24 protein-coding genes are annotated in these 17,129 nt (G+C 62.4%); 9 read left to right on the forward strand and 15 right to left on the reverse strand.

From position 1 onward, the window contains the following. Window positions 1-199: glycine zipper 2TM domain-containing protein (locus X735_RS138745; protein ID WP_023813795.1), on the forward strand; the 199-nt coding region annotated here is incomplete at its 5' end. 402 nt (window positions 200-601) lie between these two features. Here X735_RS138745 and X735_RS01000000166400 read toward each other — a convergent pair. From X735_RS01000000166400 to X735_RS138730, 5 genes are all read right to left on the reverse strand, one after another. Next, complete coding sequence (locus X735_RS01000000166400) at window positions 602-1,201, reverse strand: hypothetical protein (RefSeq protein WP_050592753.1); 600 nt, start codon at window positions 1,199-1,201, stop codon at window positions 602-604. After that, entirely contained in the window at window positions 1,201-1,629 is a 429-nt protein-coding gene (locus tag X735_RS138735) for a hypothetical protein (RefSeq protein ID WP_023813797.1), read from the reverse strand. Before X735_RS138735 ends, X735_RS01000000166400 begins: the two co-directional genes overlap by 1 nt. Further along, a complete protein-coding gene (locus tag X735_RS1000000170040; protein WP_023813798.1) occupies window positions 1,626-3,845 on the reverse strand; it encodes a hypothetical protein in 2,220 nt (739 codons plus the stop codon). Before X735_RS1000000170040 ends, X735_RS138735 begins: the two co-directional genes overlap by 4 nt. 517 nt (window positions 3,846-4,362) lie before the next feature. Next, entirely contained in the window at window positions 4,363-4,575 is a 213-nt protein-coding gene (locus tag X735_RS1000000170045; protein WP_023813800.1) for a hypothetical protein, read from the reverse strand. Between the two features lie 112 nt (window positions 4,576-4,687). Beyond that, on the reverse strand, window positions 4,688-6,439 hold the full coding sequence (locus tag X735_RS138730) for a portal protein (protein WP_023813801.1): 1,752 nt from the start codon (window positions 6,437-6,439) through the stop codon (window positions 4,688-4,690). 311 nt (window positions 6,440-6,750) lie between these two features. Here X735_RS138730 and X735_RS138725 point away from each other — a divergent pair, with 311 nt between their 5' ends. Then, complete coding sequence (locus X735_RS138725; RefSeq protein ID WP_023813802.1) at window positions 6,751-7,362, forward strand: methyltransferase domain-containing protein; 612 nt, start codon at window positions 6,751-6,753, stop codon at window positions 7,360-7,362. 215 nt (window positions 7,363-7,577) lie between these two features. Here the strand turns inward: X735_RS138725 and X735_RS1000000170335 are convergent, their stop codons facing one another. Together X735_RS1000000170335 and X735_RS138720 are read right to left on the reverse strand one after the other, a co-directional pair. Beyond that, entirely contained in the window at window positions 7,578-7,703 is a 126-nt protein-coding gene (locus tag X735_RS1000000170335; RefSeq protein ID WP_023813803.1) for a hypothetical protein, read from the reverse strand. Then, the gene (locus tag X735_RS138720) at window positions 7,666-8,241 is read right to left on the reverse strand and encodes a hypothetical protein (RefSeq protein ID WP_023813804.1); all 576 of its coding nucleotides are present in this window, start codon (window positions 8,239-8,241) and stop codon (window positions 7,666-7,668) included. The genes X735_RS1000000170335 and X735_RS138720 overlap by 38 nt, the downstream gene beginning before the upstream one ends. A gap of 125 nt (window positions 8,242-8,366) precedes the next feature. On the opposite strand from X735_RS138720, the gene X735_RS138715 reads away from it, so the two are divergent. Beyond that, window positions 8,367-8,738: a nuclear transport factor 2 family protein gene (locus X735_RS138715; RefSeq protein ID WP_023813805.1), complete on the forward strand. Its 372-nt coding sequence runs from the start codon at window positions 8,367-8,369 to the stop codon at window positions 8,736-8,738. 840 nt (window positions 8,739-9,578) lie between these two features. Here X735_RS138715 and X735_RS138710 read toward each other — a convergent pair. The 5 genes from X735_RS138710 to X735_RS02940 form a co-directional block, all read right to left on the reverse strand. Next, the gene (locus X735_RS138710; RefSeq protein WP_023813806.1) at window positions 9,579-10,334 is read right to left on the reverse strand and encodes a terminase family protein; all 756 of its coding nucleotides are present in this window, start codon (window positions 10,332-10,334) and stop codon (window positions 9,579-9,581) included. A 374-nt stretch (window positions 10,335-10,708) separates the two neighbouring features. Then, the gene (locus X735_RS138700; protein WP_245273300.1) at window positions 10,709-11,410 is read right to left on the reverse strand and encodes a terminase family protein; all 702 of its coding nucleotides are present in this window, start codon (window positions 11,408-11,410) and stop codon (window positions 10,709-10,711) included. Continuing rightward, complete coding sequence (locus X735_RS1000000168205) at window positions 11,331-11,753, reverse strand: hypothetical protein (protein WP_023813809.1); 423 nt, start codon at window positions 11,751-11,753, stop codon at window positions 11,331-11,333. The genes X735_RS138700 and X735_RS1000000168205 overlap by 80 nt, the downstream gene beginning before the upstream one ends. Further along, window positions 11,746-12,162, reverse strand: coding sequence for a hypothetical protein (locus X735_RS138695; RefSeq protein ID WP_023813810.1), 417 nt, complete (start codon window positions 12,160-12,162; stop codon window positions 11,746-11,748). Before X735_RS138695 ends, X735_RS1000000168205 begins: the two co-directional genes overlap by 8 nt. A 245-nt stretch (window positions 12,163-12,407) precedes the next feature. After that, window positions 12,408-12,605, reverse strand: a complete 198-nt coding sequence (locus X735_RS02940; RefSeq protein ID WP_023813811.1) for a hypothetical protein — start codon at window positions 12,603-12,605, stop codon at window positions 12,408-12,410. Window positions 12,606-13,026: 421 nt separating this feature from the next. On the opposite strand from X735_RS02940, the gene X735_RS138690 reads away from it, so the two are divergent. After that, window positions 13,027-13,296: a hypothetical protein gene (locus X735_RS138690; protein WP_023813812.1), complete on the forward strand. Its 270-nt coding sequence runs from the start codon at window positions 13,027-13,029 to the stop codon at window positions 13,294-13,296. A 73-nt stretch (window positions 13,297-13,369) separates the two neighbouring features. Next, window positions 13,370-13,675, forward strand: coding sequence for a hypothetical protein (locus X735_RS138685; protein WP_023813813.1), 306 nt, complete (start codon window positions 13,370-13,372; stop codon window positions 13,673-13,675). Between the two features lie 57 nt (window positions 13,676-13,732). Here X735_RS138685 and X735_RS138680 read toward each other — a convergent pair whose 3' ends face one another. Continuing rightward, window positions 13,733-14,161 carry a DoxX family protein gene (locus tag X735_RS138680; protein WP_023813814.1) on the reverse strand — a complete coding sequence of 143 codons (429 nt, stop codon included), beginning with the start codon at window positions 14,159-14,161 and terminating at the stop codon, window positions 13,733-13,735. A 743-nt stretch (window positions 14,162-14,904) separates the two neighbouring features. Between X735_RS138680 and X735_RS138675 the strand changes: the two genes are divergently transcribed. From X735_RS138675 to X735_RS138660, 4 genes are all read left to right on the forward strand, one after another. After that, window positions 14,905-15,084: a DUF3606 domain-containing protein gene (locus tag X735_RS138675; RefSeq protein WP_023813816.1), complete on the forward strand. Its 180-nt coding sequence runs from the start codon at window positions 14,905-14,907 to the stop codon at window positions 15,082-15,084. Window positions 15,085-15,347: 263 nt separating this feature from the next. Beyond that, window positions 15,348-15,791, forward strand: coding sequence for a GFA family protein (locus X735_RS138670; RefSeq protein WP_023813817.1), 444 nt, complete (start codon window positions 15,348-15,350; stop codon window positions 15,789-15,791). 95 nt (window positions 15,792-15,886) lie between these two features. Further along, window positions 15,887-16,123 (forward strand): DUF982 domain-containing protein, encoded by a 237-nt coding sequence (locus X735_RS138665; protein WP_023813818.1) that lies wholly within the window; start codon window positions 15,887-15,889, stop codon window positions 16,121-16,123. Between the two features lie 14 nt (window positions 16,124-16,137). Continuing rightward, window positions 16,138-16,383, forward strand: a complete 246-nt coding sequence (locus tag X735_RS138660) for a DUF982 domain-containing protein (protein WP_023813819.1) — start codon at window positions 16,138-16,140, stop codon at window positions 16,381-16,383. 90 nt (window positions 16,384-16,473) lie between these two features. Here the strand turns inward: X735_RS138660 and X735_RS1000000170340 are convergent, their stop codons facing one another. Together X735_RS1000000170340 and X735_RS138655 are read right to left on the reverse strand one after the other, a co-directional pair. Continuing rightward, entirely contained in the window at window positions 16,474-16,608 is a 135-nt protein-coding gene (locus X735_RS1000000170340; protein ID WP_023813820.1) for a hypothetical protein, read from the reverse strand. A 91-nt stretch (window positions 16,609-16,699) separates the two neighbouring features. Then, the gene (locus tag X735_RS138655) at window positions 16,700-17,008 is read right to left on the reverse strand and encodes a hypothetical protein (RefSeq protein ID WP_023813821.1); all 309 of its coding nucleotides are present in this window, start codon (window positions 17,006-17,008) and stop codon (window positions 16,700-16,702) included. Window positions 17,009-17,129 lie beyond the last annotated feature (121 nt).

Genomic DNA, 17,129 nt, shown 5'->3' on the forward strand with positions numbered 1-17,129 from the left:
CGCCCTCGTCGGCCAGGCCATCGGCGGCAACACCGAAAGCACGCTCATCGGCGCCGGCGCCGGCGCCCTTCTGGGCGCGGTTGTCGGCAGCTCCACCACGCCGCAGCGCCGCGGCGAACAGATGTGCCGCTACCAGGACCGTCGCGGCCGCATCTACACGGCGCCCTGCGACGACCGGTACTACAACGGCGATTATTGATCATTAGCCCCTTCTCCCCGTTCACGGGGAGAAGGTCCCGGCAGGGGGTTGAGGGGCCGCCCCTCAGCCGCCTACCGGCGTTTCGCGGTGCAGCCGCTAGGAAACAGGAGCAATACGGCGCCAATTCCAGCTTGCAGCGATCGTCCGAATTACCTTTTAAGCTCTGGCAAAATCTTCTCATCAAGGAATTTGAGCCGGCTGGCCAGCATTTCGGCATTGGCGGGATTTGCGTCGACATCGACCGGTATCAATTCCGCTACAGACTTTCCGCTGCGTGCAGCTTCAACCCAGACTTCAAGGGCACCGATATACCCATCTAGCGCCTCGAACGGGGTCTTTCCGTCGTCGAATTGCGGTGACAGTGCACTATTTTCCAGTTCTCAGCCCAAACGTTCGCTGCAGTCATATCGGTGCAGCCGACAAATGGACTGTCATCGCAATCAAAAAGCGTAATCCATTACTGTTCGCAAGGTTCGACCACAGCAAACGGTATTCCCAATGATTCCAGCAAATCAAGAATGCGTTTCGAGATGACGAGGCGGAAGGGTATTGCGATCCCGAAATCGTCGTGGCCAGCCTTCCATTTACCTTCAGCCAGACGAAAGGTGGTAGCTCCAGCCCGGGTTGATCCTCTTGACACTCTTCCGAGGTAGTCACCTCGGCGTCGGCGAACGTCGCACCTGAAAAGCCCATCTTCTGCAGTGCCCGCCGGGTTTCTTCAGTGACGAGGAGACAGGGGAATGTCGCAACGATCACATCGCCGAACCAGCCTTCTACCTCATAGTGAAGCTTGGTCACGATTGGCGGATGGACGCTCGAGTCGAGAACGGTGTTTTCGCCGATCCCGCCAGCGACGTTCGGCCTTATTTTAAAGTATCCGGTCGACCCGTTGGTCGGATGCCCCCGTGCCGCCTCGCGTGTCGCGTCGGCGAGTTTCGCCCTCAGGCCAGCAATCCATCGCTTCAACATCGCCCCCCAAAGAGCCGCCAAGACTAAGGGCATCAAGACGCCTCGAAAGGTTCAATCAAGGCATTGGAGATTCCCGAAGGCTTGAGAGCATCGAGAACCCGCTCGGAAACGACAAGGCGGAGATCTTTCGCCATTCCGAAATCATCGCGACCGGCATCCCCTTTCACTTTCAGCCATACGAAGGGCGGAAGCTTCTGGTCCGGTTGCATCTCCTCGAACAATTCAGAAGTGGTCACCTCGACCTTGTCGAAGGTTACGCCTGAAAATTCACTCTTGAGAATTTTCTCTGCAACATCGTCGGTGACAAGATAGCACGGGAATGACGCCACCATACTATCGCCCAGCCATCCATCAAACTCATAATGTAAACGGGTTATGAGAGGGGGATGGACACTCGCGTCCAAAATGATGTTATCGCCAAAACCACCAGATACCTCTGGCTCAAGATAATAGTATCTCATTTCTCACCTATTGGTGGATTGAAGAGGTGACCATATTTCTGATCTATTTCGGCGGCCTTTTCCAGCAACTTCTGCAATGTGGTTGTAGGATTTTGCCTGTAGAACGCGTCCCATTCGCGTCGAATGGTACTCAGATGCAGCGTAGAATTCAATTCCTTCGGTATTCCTCGGAGATTCTCAAGTGAATGCATGATATCTTTGTTCATAATTCCGATGTATATCTTGAGCGCTTTTTGCTCTATTCGATGATGAACAAATACCAACTCAGCTAACTTAGGATATTCTTTAAAGAACGTCTTCTGATATTTTCTGGAGAAAACTCTTAAAGCTGGCTCAATTACTTCACTGGCGATTTTCCCGTCTTTGAGGAAATTGGCGCCTAACCACCGAAGGCCTGCGACCCCGCCGACCGTTGCTCCGGAGGCGGAAGTAACCGGCAGTTGACTAAGGGCATCCAACGGATCGTCGTGCAGATCCTGGAGAGCTATCCCGATGTCATGCGGGATTCGGCCTAGGGCCTCGAAACCCTCACTGAGATAGTCCCCGAAGTCGTCAGCGGCTTGTTGGAATGCAGACCGGGGCTGGCCAGGTTGTGCGGATGGAACCCGTCCCTGCCCTGTCGCACTGGTGATGATCGAATCGACGTGGGCCGGCTGAGGAGGGCGAGCTTGATCCAACTGCCGAGATAAGGCCTGGCGGACACCCGGATCGGGCGCTGCTGCCAGAAGATCATGCAGGATGATGTCCTTCTCAGCCTGCGGCACGTCTTCATTGCTAAAGATGTCGGCAAGGCTTTGGACAATGGCCCTTGGTAGGGGTTGAGGGGTCTCGACGCCCAGTTGCCTCTGTGCTGCGACAGAGACGGCGATGGCCCATCTGTACGCCGCCGGATTGCTGGTCTCCGATTTGCCGTCCGGGTTCGTTGCCGCCCTCCACGCGGCGTCGACATTGGCGAAGACATCGCGGACGTAGCCAGCAGGATCCGCCCGCCTCACGCCCAGAATCTTGAGCGCAGCGGCAGCCGTAACTCGATACCGTGTCTCCTCGTCGTTGGAGCTGACTGGCCCAGGCTCCGCATCGCGCAGCGCTGCGTGGATCGCCTGGTTGGGCATCGTCCGCATGCCAAAGGCATGGCGGCCGACATCCATCTTCAAGCTGAAGTCCTGGTACCGATTGCCGCCGTCCTCCGCGCCATAGACGGCCGCGAAGTCAGCGGGGCTGGGCATCTTGCCGGAATAGCTGCCCGTATTGGCGATTGCGTCCGGCGCATTCTGCGAAGCGAGGGCGATGTTGGTGCGCGCCTCGATCAGTTGGGCCGTCGTCGAAGCGTGCGCCCGGTCGATCAGTCGCTGAACGTCATCTGAAGACAGGTCGGCGAGAGGATCGCCTGCCGGCTTGGTCGCGATCGGATCGGGCGCCGGAGCACGGCCAGCAAACGCCTGCGCCACGGTTTCATCAGGTGTTTTCTTGCCGAGGCGGTCGCCGGGGGCATCGCGGCCGGAGACCGGCGCCCCTTCGCCAAACATCTCAAGCGCGCGTTTCGGATCCTTGGCGATCAACGCCTCGAAACGCGTCTTGGCGGCGGTGCCGAACCAGTCCTTCACCCTCTGCTGCTTGATCCCCGGGTCGAGCCCCATCTTGTCGATCAAGTCGAGCCCTTCCTGCCTGGCCGCCTCGAAGGTGACGTGATCGTCGGGGTTGGCGTTGCCGATGGCGATGGCGCTGGTCTTCAACGCCGTGTCGACCTGCGCCTGCTCGTAGTCCTGCCGCTGCTGGAGCTGCCGCTGCGCCATGCGCCGCGCGCCAACCGCGCGCATCGTCTCCTTCTGCCTCGCGAAACCAGCGCGCTGGCTTTCGGGGATACCAGGCAAAGCATCATCGAACAGCGTGTCGAACAGGCCTGTTTTGACCACCCGGCCGTTGCGCGGATCGACCAGGCCATACATCGTCTCATGCAGCCCGGCGCCGTCGGCCGGCGCGGTCGCCGCCACCTCGTCTTCGGCCTGCGCGATGCGGCCGTTGAACCGGCGCCGTTCCAGCTCGGCGTCGAACGCCTCCTGCTGGTCCTTCATCTGCTGGTAGCGCTCGGCGACAGCGGAAAACTGGTCGCCGAGACCCTGCATGGCGCCGCCGATCGGCGACCCCTGCGGATATTGCACCGCGTTGCCGGTATCGAGACGGCGCTGGGCAATGGAGAGGGGGATGACGCTGACCATTGGCTGTTTCCTGCCCAACTGGCTTTGAACAAAAGCGGCGCCGGCGATCACGGCGCGGCCGATCGCACGCTGGCTGTCGCGTTCGTGGGGTTCTGTCGGCTCGACTTTTCTGGAAAATCCTGGAGCAGTGGTGCTGCCCGGGTGGGTCAGTGGACCTTGTCGGCAGCGCGACCACGTCGCAGAGCCGCGCGACCGCTATGGCCGCATCTATATGGCGCCTTGCGACAACCACCATCGCAACGGCAATTGTTGAGGCGCCGGCGCCGAAGCAGCCAATCTCCCCCCTCGTGGGGGAGATGTCCGGCAGGACAGAGGGGGCGCCGTAGAGCGCCTACCTCTGTCGTCGCCAAACTTTGAACATACCCATACCTTGGCCGCCTACGGCCAAGCTTGAGCGGCCGCTTGTGATTTGATTGTCGTGCGATGAACGCGGCAAGGTCGGCGGAACAGTGCCCCCCCTCTGCCCTACCGGGCATCTCCCCCACAAGGGGAGAGATTGGCAGCTTTTACGTCCCACCTACCCCTCCGCCCGCGCCGCCTTCTCCAGCGCCGCGAGCTGCGCATTGTCCAGCGTCAGGAACCCCATAATATGCTGCACCACCTCGGCGCGCGCATTGCTGAGCGCGCTGTGCAATTCGAACCCATTGGGCGTCCTGGTGCGCGCCATCCACTCGCCATAGGACGGACGCCGGTAATAGCCGGTCGTCGCCGCGAGATCGGCGAGCACCATCTCGCCATCCTCNCATCCTCGCCTGAAAACACCCTGAGATACGCCTTGGCCAGCGCGTCGCGCGCCCTGGCAGGACTGCCGGCCTGGCCGGAATGGGCGAAGCGTTTCCGGCTCATGCGCCGTTACCTGCCGGGCCGACGGGCTCCCCGCCTTGGCCACCCTGCAGCATGCCTTGCAAGCCGTCGAGCAGGCCGCTGTCGCGGGCCTGCACCGCAGCCGGCACCGCGTCCTTGGCGGCCTTCCCAGCCGTGGCGATCGCCGCCATGCCGGCCTGCGCCTGTTGGGTCTTGGCTCTCGCGCCGCGCAACTCGTCCACCTCTTCCTTGCGGCGAAAGATGCGCTGCGGGCTGCGGCCGGCGCTCTGCACGATCTTGATCGCCTCGTCACTGTCGATGTTGTCCATCACGCCAGGGTCGAACTGCGCCATCTGCATGGCCGTCGTCACCACCTGGATGGTGTCGCGCGCTTCGGCCGAGCGGCGCAGCACGTCGAGCGGGCCGGTGAAGGTCGGCCGCACCGCCTTGCCGGCGAGGCTCTCCGGCGGCACAAAGCGGCTATCTTCGTCATAGAGCCCCTTGTCCTCGAGAATGCCGAGCTCGCGGTCGAGATTGCTGGCGAAACCGGCCTGGATGATCGAGCCGGACGGGCCGAGCAGCGCGCCCTTTTCCTCTTGCCTGATCAACGCTTCGGTCGCCGTCATCTGCGGGTTCTGCACCAGCGTCTGGAACAGGTTGACGAACATCATGTCGCGGATCTCGTCGGCGCGGCTCTGCGCGTAGTTGAAGGCGTAGGTCGGGTTCTGCCCGGTCGAGATCGGCGCGATCAGCGGCCTGCCATTGTCGTCGATCAGGCCCGGATAATTCTCGCCTGGGTTGAGCACCGGCACATAGTCGAGCCGGGCCTTCGAGGCGGTCGCCGGATCGGTGATCTGCTGCAGCGCGCGAAGCCCCGAGCGGCGCACGGCATTCTCCTCGCGCACGGTGGTCAGCGCCTCTATGGTCGGCGAGATGCCGTAGGGGTCGCCCTCGTAACGCCGCCAGTTGAAGGTCGACACCGGAAACGTGCGAAAACCGCTTTCCCGGACGATTTCCTCCTCGTCCTCGATGACGTGGAAGGAGGCGAAGGCCGTGTCGAGATATTGGTATTGGCCGCCGAGCCGATACATCTTGCGCTCGTCGCGCGGCTGGATGCACTGGATCAGCGAGATCTTCGTCTCGCACTTGGCCGGATCGTCGACCAGAACCTTGATGCGCACCGGCAGTTTGTCATAGCCGAGCAGCTGCGCGGCCTGCCGCGCCGTGCGTTCGTAGCGGCGGTGGAAAATGTCGACCTGGCCCCAGCGGTTGCGGCTGAGATAACCCTCGACCACCGGGATCGAGGCATAGCGGATCAGCGTCGCGCCGAACCCTTCCTCGGCATAGAGATAGGCTGGGCCATAGCGCACGACATTGCGCAGGCAGGCCTGCGTCGCCGGCACGAAATTCGAATTGGCGGAGTAGCGCAGCGCAAACAGGAAATCGCGCAAGGCCTCCGCCCATTCCTTCTCCTCGTCGGTCTCCTCGTCGTTCATGGCCGCCGTCGACAGGCCATGCCATTTTTCCGACTGCGGGATGATCAGGCTTTCCAGGCCGGCGGCGAGCCGGTTGGCGGCCGAGTTGATGGTGTTGGCATAGACGCGGGCGCCACGCCGCTCCTGCCGCTCGGCCTGGGAATCCGGGCCGCCGGTTCGGCGGCCGCTCCAGATATCGGGCGCATCGGGGTCGCAGAATTCCGCCACCTGCTCCCACACAGCCTCATACTGGCTGCGCTCGCTCTCGAGCTCGGACTGGCGGGACAGGATATCGCGGGCGCGGGAATCGGTCATGAGAGGCCTCACTTGTTTGGCGCGCCGGAGCTGCCGATTAATTGGAAATGTGGAGGGACAGCACCCACCTCTGGCCTGCCGGCCATCTCCCCCGCACGGGGGGAGATCGGTAGTTTTAACGACGGCGCTTTTCCTGCAACGTCGGCGATTAGCGAAAGCGGTGGCGACATCCAATCTCCCCCCTTGCGGGGGAGATGTCCGGCAGGACAGAGGGGGGTGCCTCGCGCCTACCTCTCTTTAAAAACCCCTGTCATCTTTTGCCCACTTGGCGGTGCTACGCACATCTGCGGCGGGTTTTGTTGGAGGTCGATGTGACGACAAGCCTTGCCGCCCTGAAAAGCCAAAGCAAACGCGCCGTGAAACGGCTCATCGGTTACGATTCCCGCAACTGGCTGCGCATCCGCCAGATCGAGGCGTTCAGCCTCTTTCTCGAAGCGGGAAACCGCAAAGCTTCCGACGTGATCGAGATCTCGCCCGGCTGGAACCGCTACTGGCGGACGATGTGCCCCAACTACCGCTCGGTCGATTTCCCCGCCTTCGACATCTGCAGGGACCGCACCGACGAGCAATATTCCATCGTCATCGCCGACCAGGTGCTTGAACATGTGCAGCGGCCGCAGGCGGCGGTGCAAAACATCCACGCCATGACCCGGCCCGGCGGCTGGGCGATGGTGGCGACACCCTTCCTGTTTCGCGTCCACGCCAGGCCGCACGATTACAACAGATGGACCCCCGCCGGCCTCAAGCAGCTGATGGTCGAGGGCGGCTTCGCGGAAGCCAACGTCAAGGTCCATGGCTGGGGCAACAAGGCCTGCGCCAGGGCCCATATCGGCGGCCCCGTGCGCGCCTATGGCCTATGGCGGGATCTCAGCAACGACGAGGAATACCCGCTGATGGTCTGGGCTTTCGCGAAGAAGGCGTGAGGGGCGGTCCGCGTAGCGGACGCAAAGCCAATTGCTTGGCTTTGCGAGCGACGAAGGCCCGAAGCGACAGCGAAGGGCCGGGGCTGAAGCTGCCGATCTCCCCCACGAGGGGGGAGATTGGCTAATCACCGCCTTCTCATCACCCGCGCATGCCTTCGCCATACCCACCAGTCCCACACACGCTTCCTGAAACTGCGCTTCATCGCGGTCATGGTCTAAAGCCCCAGCAGCACGCGGCGCTGGCCGGTGAGGCTCGCCGGCGCGAGGTCGGTCTTGATGGTGCCGGCGGTACCGTTCCGCTGTTCAAGCTCGGCCCGCAGTGCCGCCTCGCGCGCCTGCACGTCCTTGTCCTGCGCCGTCGGTACCGGCGGCAGCGGCTTCAGTTCCGGTGGTTTTTGCAACAGACACATGGTTCCAGCCTTCTCTTGTCCAGTCGTAGAGGAAAAAGTCTTCGCCGTTGCGGCCGTAGCCCGGCAACAGGCAGCGTTGCGTGGCGCCCAGCCGGCCGAGCCAGCGCAGCGCTAGTTCATTGACGGCCAGCGCCCGGGCCTCGACCCGCCAGGCGCCGCGCGTCGCGACTTGAGGCCCCAGCACGGCGTGAAAGAAGTCTGTGATCCCAGGCACGCAGCGCTTCATGCGGCGCGTGCCCCAGCTCCAGGCGATCCACAGCCCGCCGCGCTGTTCGGCAGCGCCAAACCCGGCCTCCGGATTGCCGTCGAGTTCGGCGACATAGGCAAACCCCTGCAGCGCCGTCAGCGCCAGCAGCGCCGGCGACCAATGGTCAAGCTGGCAGTCGATCTCGGCGCGGTCTTCGGGGCGGAGATTGGCGGCGATGTAGGAGAGATCGCGGAGCGTGGCGGGAATGATGCGGAGGGTCATGAGCAACCAGCGCGATAGAGGTGCAGTTCCCGCTTTCGGACGGCGTCTCGGCGGCTTGCGCCCTTGACCGGCCCCGTCGCCAGTGACCTACTTCGGACATCGACGGTTATCCAGGAGACGGGCGCATGGACATTCGAGCGACACTGACGGAGCTATGCGAAGCCTTCAACGCGCACGATCTCGATCGCATCATGGCGTTCTTTGCCGACGACTGCGTCCTGGAGATGCCGCGGGGCGCCGAGCCCTGGGGAACGCGTTGCGAGGGCAAGCGCAACGTACGGGACGCGCTGGCGACACGCTTCGAAGGCCTGCCCGATGTCCACTACGGCAATGGTCAGCACTTTGTGGACGAAGCTGCCGACACCGGCATGTCGAAATGGACCCTCACCGGCACCACCCGCGAGGGTGTGAAAAAGGAAGTTCGAGGCTGCGACTTCTACACGTTTCGCGACGGCAAGGTGATCCGCAAGGATTCTTATTGGAAGATCGTGGAGTAGCTTGCGGCGTCAATACGAATTGCGGTGGTGTGACGGGTAAGAGTGCACTGTCATCGTATTCGCTTACAGACAGGTTCTCGTCCACGCAGCCGAATGATTTTGTGCCGTTCAGACAGGATAGGGTCTATTTGCAATCCCGCTCTCGACTCGTTGCTGACATCCCCGCATACAGCGCTTATCTTCCATGAAACTCCAGCACCAAGCAGTTCAGATAACGCCAGTGATTTCAGACACAAAGATACTAAGCGACACAGTGGCTAGCGGTATCGTCTTCATTGTCCTCGCCTCGGCCACACTCTACTGCGTTCGTGAACTTTTGTCCGCGTGGAGAACAGGCTCCATTCGATCAAAAACAGGGCTCGTTCTCCGAAGCTCAGACGTTCTGACTTTCCGACGCCTGGTTGGCGTTACCACCTTCGCAGTGCTTTACTTATACTTTGCCTTTTTGCTGTCGTGGGAGCGGCACTCGCCGTCTCGACTCTCTTTTTTCTGGTGGCTTTGGCTGCCAAGTTTAGCCGATAAGCTAGAATTACGGTGCCGGTGCTTCAGTCCGGAGGTTCGCTGCGGTCACATGGTGCAACCGATAAAAGTGCACTGTCACCGTAATTCACCGTAATTCGGTGTTGCGGACTACAGGCGCAGGGCCGGCGCGCCCTGTCTCTTCGTCATCCTATGGCGGAGCAAGGAGCGGAGCGACGCGGCGCAGACCATAGGATCCATGCCGTGACCTTGGAGCGCTGCTACGGCGCAGGATTCTGACGTGCCGCGTTCCCCGGCGACCATCACGGCATGGATTCTCGGGTCAAGCCCGAGAATGACGAAGTGTGGGGAGCCTTGCCCCTACCGAAACGCCCCCAGCGGGTCGCTCTGCCCCGCCGGCCTTCTCGCCGACCTGAACTCCGCCGGGTCCACCACCGCCTCGCGCAGCATCATCACGCCATAGCGTGTCGCCGCCATCAAATCATCCCGCAGCTTCACAACCTGGCCATCCCTGCGATGAAACAACCTAAATTCCTCAAACCAGTCGGCGAGCGTGGCAAACACCTTGAAGCGGCCGCTCTGCATGCGGTCGAGCATCTCCATCAGCCCGGCCTCGACCGAGACCGAACCGTCGGGGAATTGCGCGTGGCGGGTCAGCATGTTCAGCCCGTGTGCCGAATACTGCCGGGCGAGCGCCACGCCCGCCCCTTCCAGCGTTTCGCGGCGGCCGTCGCGCGGCCAGGCGAAGGGCAGCCATTCGCCCCATGGTTTGAGCGTCAGCGTCTGCATCGCCGGCGTCTGCTGCGAGGCCCGCGCAGACTTGGTGACATAGACGACATCGGCCTCCGTATCCCAGGCCAACTCGACCGCGGCCGAAGGATGGTCCCAGCCGAAATCGAGCGCGCCGAGCCTTGGCCAGTAGCGCGGCAGCCGGAACGGCGCGCAGGCGATCAGCGCCTCGGCCACCGGAAAGATGCGGCCCGAACCCAGCACCGGAATGCCCCGAGCCCGCGCCTCGCGCTCATGCGCCGGATAGGCCGCGACGATCGCCGCGCGCTCCTGCGGCGTGTAGTGCGCGGCATCGTCGATGGTCATGAAGGTGACGTGTCGAGACATATCAGTCTGCCTAAATTATTTGCCGGGACGAGTAACCGCCATTGATAATACTGTTTATCAATGCAAAGCTGCTGGCCAATTGGGGGAGATACATGATCCGCATAGCAATCGTTGTGGCCATTGCCGCGACCGCGTCGGCATGCCAATCGAACGTTCCGTATGATACGAGTAAGAAAACCTGCAAGATGTACGCCAATTCTTCAGGGTTCCAACGCGAAGTTTGTATCCCGGACACACCAAATAAAGTATGCAATGTCTGGTACAACCAGATTACGGGTGATGAAAGGATATGGTGCCAACCGCTAACCCGGAAAGCAACCGATCCCAAGGCCCGCGCCAGACAGCTTGCGGGCAGCAAATACCCTTGAACGTCTTCATCCGCTGCCTTTGGCCATCCCCTCCACTTGCGACGCCGACAGAAACAACAGCACCACATCCGACATCCCAAGCAGCGGCGTGAACGTCACGATGGTGATGCCGCCCGTCGCATTGGTGCGGGTCAGGCCTTCGGAATAGATGTCGAGCGGCGGTTCCTCGTCGAACCAGACGCCGTGCAAAGTCTCGCCCTGCCATTTCTCGCGGCCCTTCTCGAAACTCTTGAACGACAGCACCGATTCATCGGCCTGCACGTCGCCGCCGCCACCCCAGCGCACCACGACGCTGTCCAGCGCGCCCGGTGCGCCGCGGCCCATGAAGGTCTGCACAATGGCGTCGGCCGGGATCATGCCCGTGCCCCAGGCCGCCTGCTGCTGCGGCGGACCGACCAGCACACGCTGCGGATTGTCACGCGTGCCTTCGCCGGTGACGCCGGCCGCCCACAGCCGAACGGCCGTGTCGAAAACCTTGCCTTGCCACCACTGGGGATAACGGCCGGTCAGGTGCATGGCCCATTCGGCGCCCCCTGCCCTGGTCTTGCCGAGCTGGTTGCCGGCCATGAACAGGCGCTCGCGGTTCTGCGCGCCTGCAGCGTGAAACTCGGCCTGGCGTTCATACGGTCTATAGGCCGCCAATTGATTGGTCCGGCGCCGTCTGTCCAGTTCGGCCAGCAGCGCCAGATATTCCATCTTCACGGACATCACCGGGTTCTTCGAGGAACGGTTTGACGATCGTCTCGAGGGCGCGGATGCGGCTGCGGATTTCGTCATCGCTCAGGCTGTCCATTTGGTTGATCTTGGCATCGAAATCCTTGGGCAGCACCGACAGCACGATCTTCAGATACTGGTCCGGCTTGTCGGCTCGCACCTGGGCGATCACGCCGGCGCCATAGGCGCGGAAATCAGCCCGCACGGCAGCCAGGAAATCGTCGCCCAGTGTCTTCTTGGCGCGCTTGCGGCGCGGCTTTTGCGCGGCCGGTTTGGCGGCGGGTTTGCGCTTTGCCGGCTTGCGGCGCGTTGGCCCGGCGGCGGTCTTGTCAGTCACGGACGTCACCACCCACGGCGTTGGCAGCGGGAATGCCGGCCTTCGGCATCGATCCGGCCCGGCTGGCCGGTTTCTTTGAACGAGCGGATTTCTTCCTGGTGCGCTTCTTGGCTCCCTGGACGCGCTTTGGCTTTGCCGCGTCGGCAGGCTTCGCCGCCGGGGCAGGCCTTGCCAGACCGGCCCGCGCCCTGAGACGCGCCATGACCAGACCGACAAGGTGCCCGGCGATGCCGGCCTGCGAGAACCCGAACTCGCCAGCGTCGTCCCGCACCATGCCGATCTTTATGCCGGGCGCGACCTCCTCGAGACGCCCCAGGCGTGGCTGCGGCGCAATGCCTTCGAATTCGCCGATCGCGCTGACGATTTCCTGGCCGTCAGCATCGGTGATGATGGTGGCGTAGCGGGTCATGGGTGTCTCTCGGATTGCGAAATGAGTCATTGGGCGAAGGATGGCATTCCTTGGCGCCCCTCTGTCCTGCCGACATGTCTAGCCCAGCAACAAAAAACCCGCCTCAGGGGCGGGTCGTTGGCGCAACTCAGCACCATGGACAAAAATGTAGCATAGCTGCACTCACCCCGTCAACCGTTTTCTGAGAAAAAATTCCTAANACTCAGCACCATGGACAAAAATGTAGCATAGCTGCACTCACCCCGTCAACCGTTTTCTGAGAAAAAATTCCTAATTCGGTCAAACCCGCCGGCCGCATCCCGCACCATGCCGATCTTTACGCTGGGCGCGACCTGCTCGACACGCCCCAGGCCTGGCTGCGGCGCAGCACCTTCGAATTCGCCGATGGCGCTGACGATTTCCTGGCCGTCAGCATCGGTGATGATGGTGGCGTAGCGGGTCATGAGTGTCTCTCGGATTGCGAAATGAGTCATCGGGCGAAGGATGGCATTCCTTGGGGCCCCCCTCTGTCCTGCCGACATGTCTAGCCCAGAAACAAAAAACCCGCCTCGGCGGCGGGTCGTCGGCGCAACTCAGCACCATGGACAAAAATGTAGCATAGCTGCACTCACCCCGTCAACCGTTTTCTGAGAAAAAANGGCGCAACTCAGCACCATGGACAAAAATGTAGCATAGCTGCACTCACCCCGTCAACCGTTTTCTGAGAAAAAATTCCTAGATCGATCGCAATTCCGGCCTGACCGACGCTGGCAAAGCGCGTAAAACCCTCCTTTTTCCGGCGGCTGGTCACAAGCCGGCAGGTGTGAAATCATTCGTCGAAGCTCATGGAATGATTCCCGTCGCACGGCCTTGTGGGAGAGGACGATGGACAGACCAGCCATGGCATCCGTGTTCAGGATGCGGCATGCACCAGCCATGGTTTCCGGCGTGCGCAGCACCGGCCAGGGTCAGGCGGATCCGGTCATCCGCGTGCGTTCGCTGGGCGAAGCCATCCGTTTCGTCGCCAACGCCTACCCCCAATACGACATCGGCGCCGTCGCCATCAGCTGTGGGGATGTTTCGATCGGCAGCCTCGGCAGCCTGGAGGTCAAGGCGCTGTGGCGCGAATATGGCGAACGGCTGACGCAGGAATAGGCGTTCGCCCGCAGCCTTTCTGGAGCGGAAATGCCGCTCGCGCGTTTCAACCCCAGTCACGGGAGCAATCGCCATGAATGTCGCCAACCTGCAACTCGAAGGCCTGTTGATGGCCGTCGCCTCGATCAACCGCCTCTTGGTTCAAAAGGGGGTGCTGACGGCGGAGGAAATCGACCTGGCCTTGCGCAAGACCGAGGCAGGCGAAACCAACCAGGAGCGGTCCGAAGGCATGTCCGCGTCCAGCCGCGACGCCGTCAACTTTCCGATCCGGCTGCTGGAACTCGCCAACCAGTGCCAGCCGGAGGCGGAGATGCCGTCTTTTTCGAAGCTGGCCCGCATGGTCGGCAAGATAAAGGAACCCTACAACGACCAGCTGTGAGGGGGTGCCAAGGCAGGCCCGGCGCGCGTCCTTCGCGCGGTGCCGGTCGGTCTCGCCTCAAGCCCTGCCCGGCCATCCCAAATTGAGCGAAAGCACCTTGCCCGGTCCATGCACGGCCGCAAACAGCAGTCCGGCCAGGAACGAAAAATGGTCGACGAAGAAGCCGAACTCGGCCTGGTTGCCGGCCCAGTGGCTGGGTCCGTGGAAGGCCAGGGCGAGGAACAGCACATAGGCGGCGGCGACAAGGGCCGCCTGCGAGAAGAAGGCGCCGGTCAGGAAGCACAGCACCAGCGCGACTTCCAGGATCGCCGCGCACCAGGCCAGGAACAGCGGAAACGGAAAGCCGGCGGCGGCGATATAGCCGGCGGTGGCGTCCATGCCCATGAACTTGAAGGTCACGGCCATCAGGAAGACGCCGGCGAAGATCAGCCGGGCGATGAGAAGGGCCGTGGTCTGCCACGGCGATTGAGTGATTTGCGACGACATGCTCGTTCTCCAGCTTTGCAGATTGCTCGCTCCTAGGACGCGCGACGGGCGCCAGGTCCGACACGCCAGGCCAATTTTTCTCGACAGGGCGCTTGCCGCGGTCGAAGGAGGCTTCGAAGCCTCGCACCGCGCCAGCAAAGAGCGATTTTCGGTTTGCCGCCCTGCTCCGCAAGGTCCAGGCCGCCGGCTGGGACCGCGGGCAGGCCGCCTCGGCGCTCATGTATCTCGCCGCGATGCGGCTGAAGCCGGCCTGACGACACGCCGGCCCGAACGGCTTTCCGGCGCATCGCGCGATTGAAACTTGTTGGTAATCACGGAAGTGCTATCGTTAGTCGGGGCTAATGCACCGGCGTGCCGGCGCAGCGATTTTGGGTGGGCTGAAATTTGCGTACAAGCGTCAGGTTTGGGGCAATATCTCATGGCGTGCGGTCGGCGCCGCTGGAGTGCAGCGGCTGCGGTGGCGCTGGCCAGGTCTTCGAATGCCCGCGCTGGACGAGTTCCAACGGCCATTGCTGCCCCGCCGGCACGCACCGGCGCGGCTGCCCCGGCCTCAGCGCTGCATGCTCCGAATGTGACGGCGACCACGCTTCCGGCGCCGACCTCATGCGGCCATCGGCCTGATACAGGCCGGTTGCAGCCTGGCCATGTCGTCTGGTGGAACCGGCGGCGCCAATCTGTGTTATGTCGTGTTGATCGCGGGCGCCGAAGGCTGCGCGTCCCGACAACAGAAAGCGAGGCCTGAGATGGCTGACGACAAGTCGAAGACGAAGCAGGACCGCAAGCAGGTCTCGAGTGAAGAGCCCTACGAGGTTGCCGCCTTTGCCCGCAAATACGGCATTCCGCCAAGCGAGGCACAGACCATCATCAAGCGCTACGGACCCTCGCGCAAGAAGCTCGACGCCCATATGGCGGCCCGCGGCTAGCGCATGTCGCCCACAAGTGGATCTCGGTTTTGGGAGAACGACATGCATGAAGCGGGTCGTCTGAACTCGTTCGGGCGCGGCGCGCTTTAGGCCCGAAACCATTTCGCCTGGACGGCGTTGAAGATGCTGCGGGCCGTGTCAACCGGGCCTGGTGGTACGGTGAACAGGATGTCTTTTTCCCGGTTTCTCATCCTGGCCAACGAAACGGCAGACGAGCATCTGTCCCACCCGGCCCGCAGCGCCACGCATTGAGGGAGGTCGTCATGTCCGACACCATACGCAGGACCGGCAGCTGCCTGTGCGGCGGCGTGCAGTTCGAGGTTCACGGCCCGCCGTTGCGCGTTGGCCTGTGCCACTGCAAGGATTGCCGCAAGGCCGGCGGTTCGGTCTACTCGGCCTTTGCCATCTGGCCGCGCGAGGCCTTCGAGACGACCGGCCTCGTCAGCTCCTATGGCACGCGCAGCTTTTGCCCGACCTGCGGCGGCCGCGTCGCCTGGGTCGACGACAACGAGGCCGAGGTGGCGATCGGCAGCCTCGACATCGCGCCGACCGATCTCGTGCCCGAATATGAACTGTGGACCTCCAGGCGCGAGACCTGGCTGCACGCTCTGTCCGGCACCGAACAGTTCGAGCACGACCGCCCAGCGCAGCACAACGCCGAAGCGCCGACGCCGAGATCGCTGTCGGACATCGACGCTGAGATTTGATCTCCGGGGAATGGAACCCTGCCCTGCCGCCGACGTTACCGGATGCCTCTCACGCATGTCGCCCCGGCGACTTGCGGCAATCATGGAGACAACCGTTGAACGACAAGATGTTTCCCCGCCCGATCAGGCTGAAATTCGCGCCTGAGCGCGAGCGCATCATCCGCAGCGCCTGGGAAGGCCTGGAATGCCTCGGCGACTGGCCGGCTGGCCAGGGACGGCGCTACCGGGCGGCGTTGCGCAGTTGCCGCGATGCGCTGGATGGCTGGACGCCGGCGGAAAAAGCGATGCGGGCGATGATCGACGCCGCGCGCGAAGCAAAACTCCTCCAGTAGTTGGAACAGGGGCCATGCCTGATCTCATTTTGCCCACACCGATGCGGATCAAGCCGCATGGGTCGGATACGATCCGCGACGTCGCCACGCTCAAGGATGCCAGCGAAATCCTGATCGACTGGCCGCAGGCCAAGCGCGGGCCGTTCTACCAGGCGGCGCGCGAGAAGGTCGAAGCCGCCCTGGAAACCAAGATAGGTGCTGCCGAGGCACAGGAAGCGTTCGCAGCGCTCTGCAGCCACTCCGGCGTTTTGGTGCGATAGCGGTTTCAATAGAAGGCAGGCGGGGCATCGTGCCTCGCCTGCTTCGTGCAAATCGGTCCTGATCACTCCGTATCCGAATAATCGATCCGATTATTCCGCCGGAAGCTCGCCCTGTACGATCGGGTGAGAGGTTTCGAAGCCAAAACTCTTTGGCGCCAGCAGAATCAAGGCAATCACGATCGCTATCGAGGCAAGCAACGTGGCAGTGGCTGCAATATCTCTCACGATAATCTCTCCAAATTTCAAGTCGTGAGAAAAACGCTCCCAAGATAACGAGGTTCCATTAGCTTGCGCGATAATACCAACGAGCCGGCGTTTATTGTTTCGGCGGCTGGGGCGGCACTTCACCAGGCTTGATCACCGGCGTCTTGCCTTCGTCGGGAGCGGGCGCCGCCATGCCCTGGTCGCCCGTCGGGGGTGGTTTCAGCACGCCGCCGCAGTCGTTGAGCTTCGCGGTCAAATTGCCGTCATCGGCCTGCTGTTCAGGCTGCTGTTTTGCCCCTTGCTCGGTCTGAGCCCTGCATTTGTCGGCCTGCAGCGCCTGGCTGTCGTTCTGCTGCTGGGCCGCGGCCGGCACTGCCAGCGCCAGCATGAGGCCTAGTGGCATGATAGCGAGAGTTCTCATCACTGCCTCCTTCTTTTCTTTCACGGCCGCCCGCGGCGACCTTCCCTTCACAGGGACAACGCCTGTCGAAGAAAAAGGTTGGCCGCCTCGCCGGCGGCATTGCAACCAAACCCGTTTGCCG

Origin of the sequence: Mesorhizobium sp. L2C084A000 (assembly GCF_000502875.1) — a bacterium.
GTDB lineage: Bacteria > Pseudomonadota > Alphaproteobacteria > Rhizobiales > Rhizobiaceae > Mesorhizobium.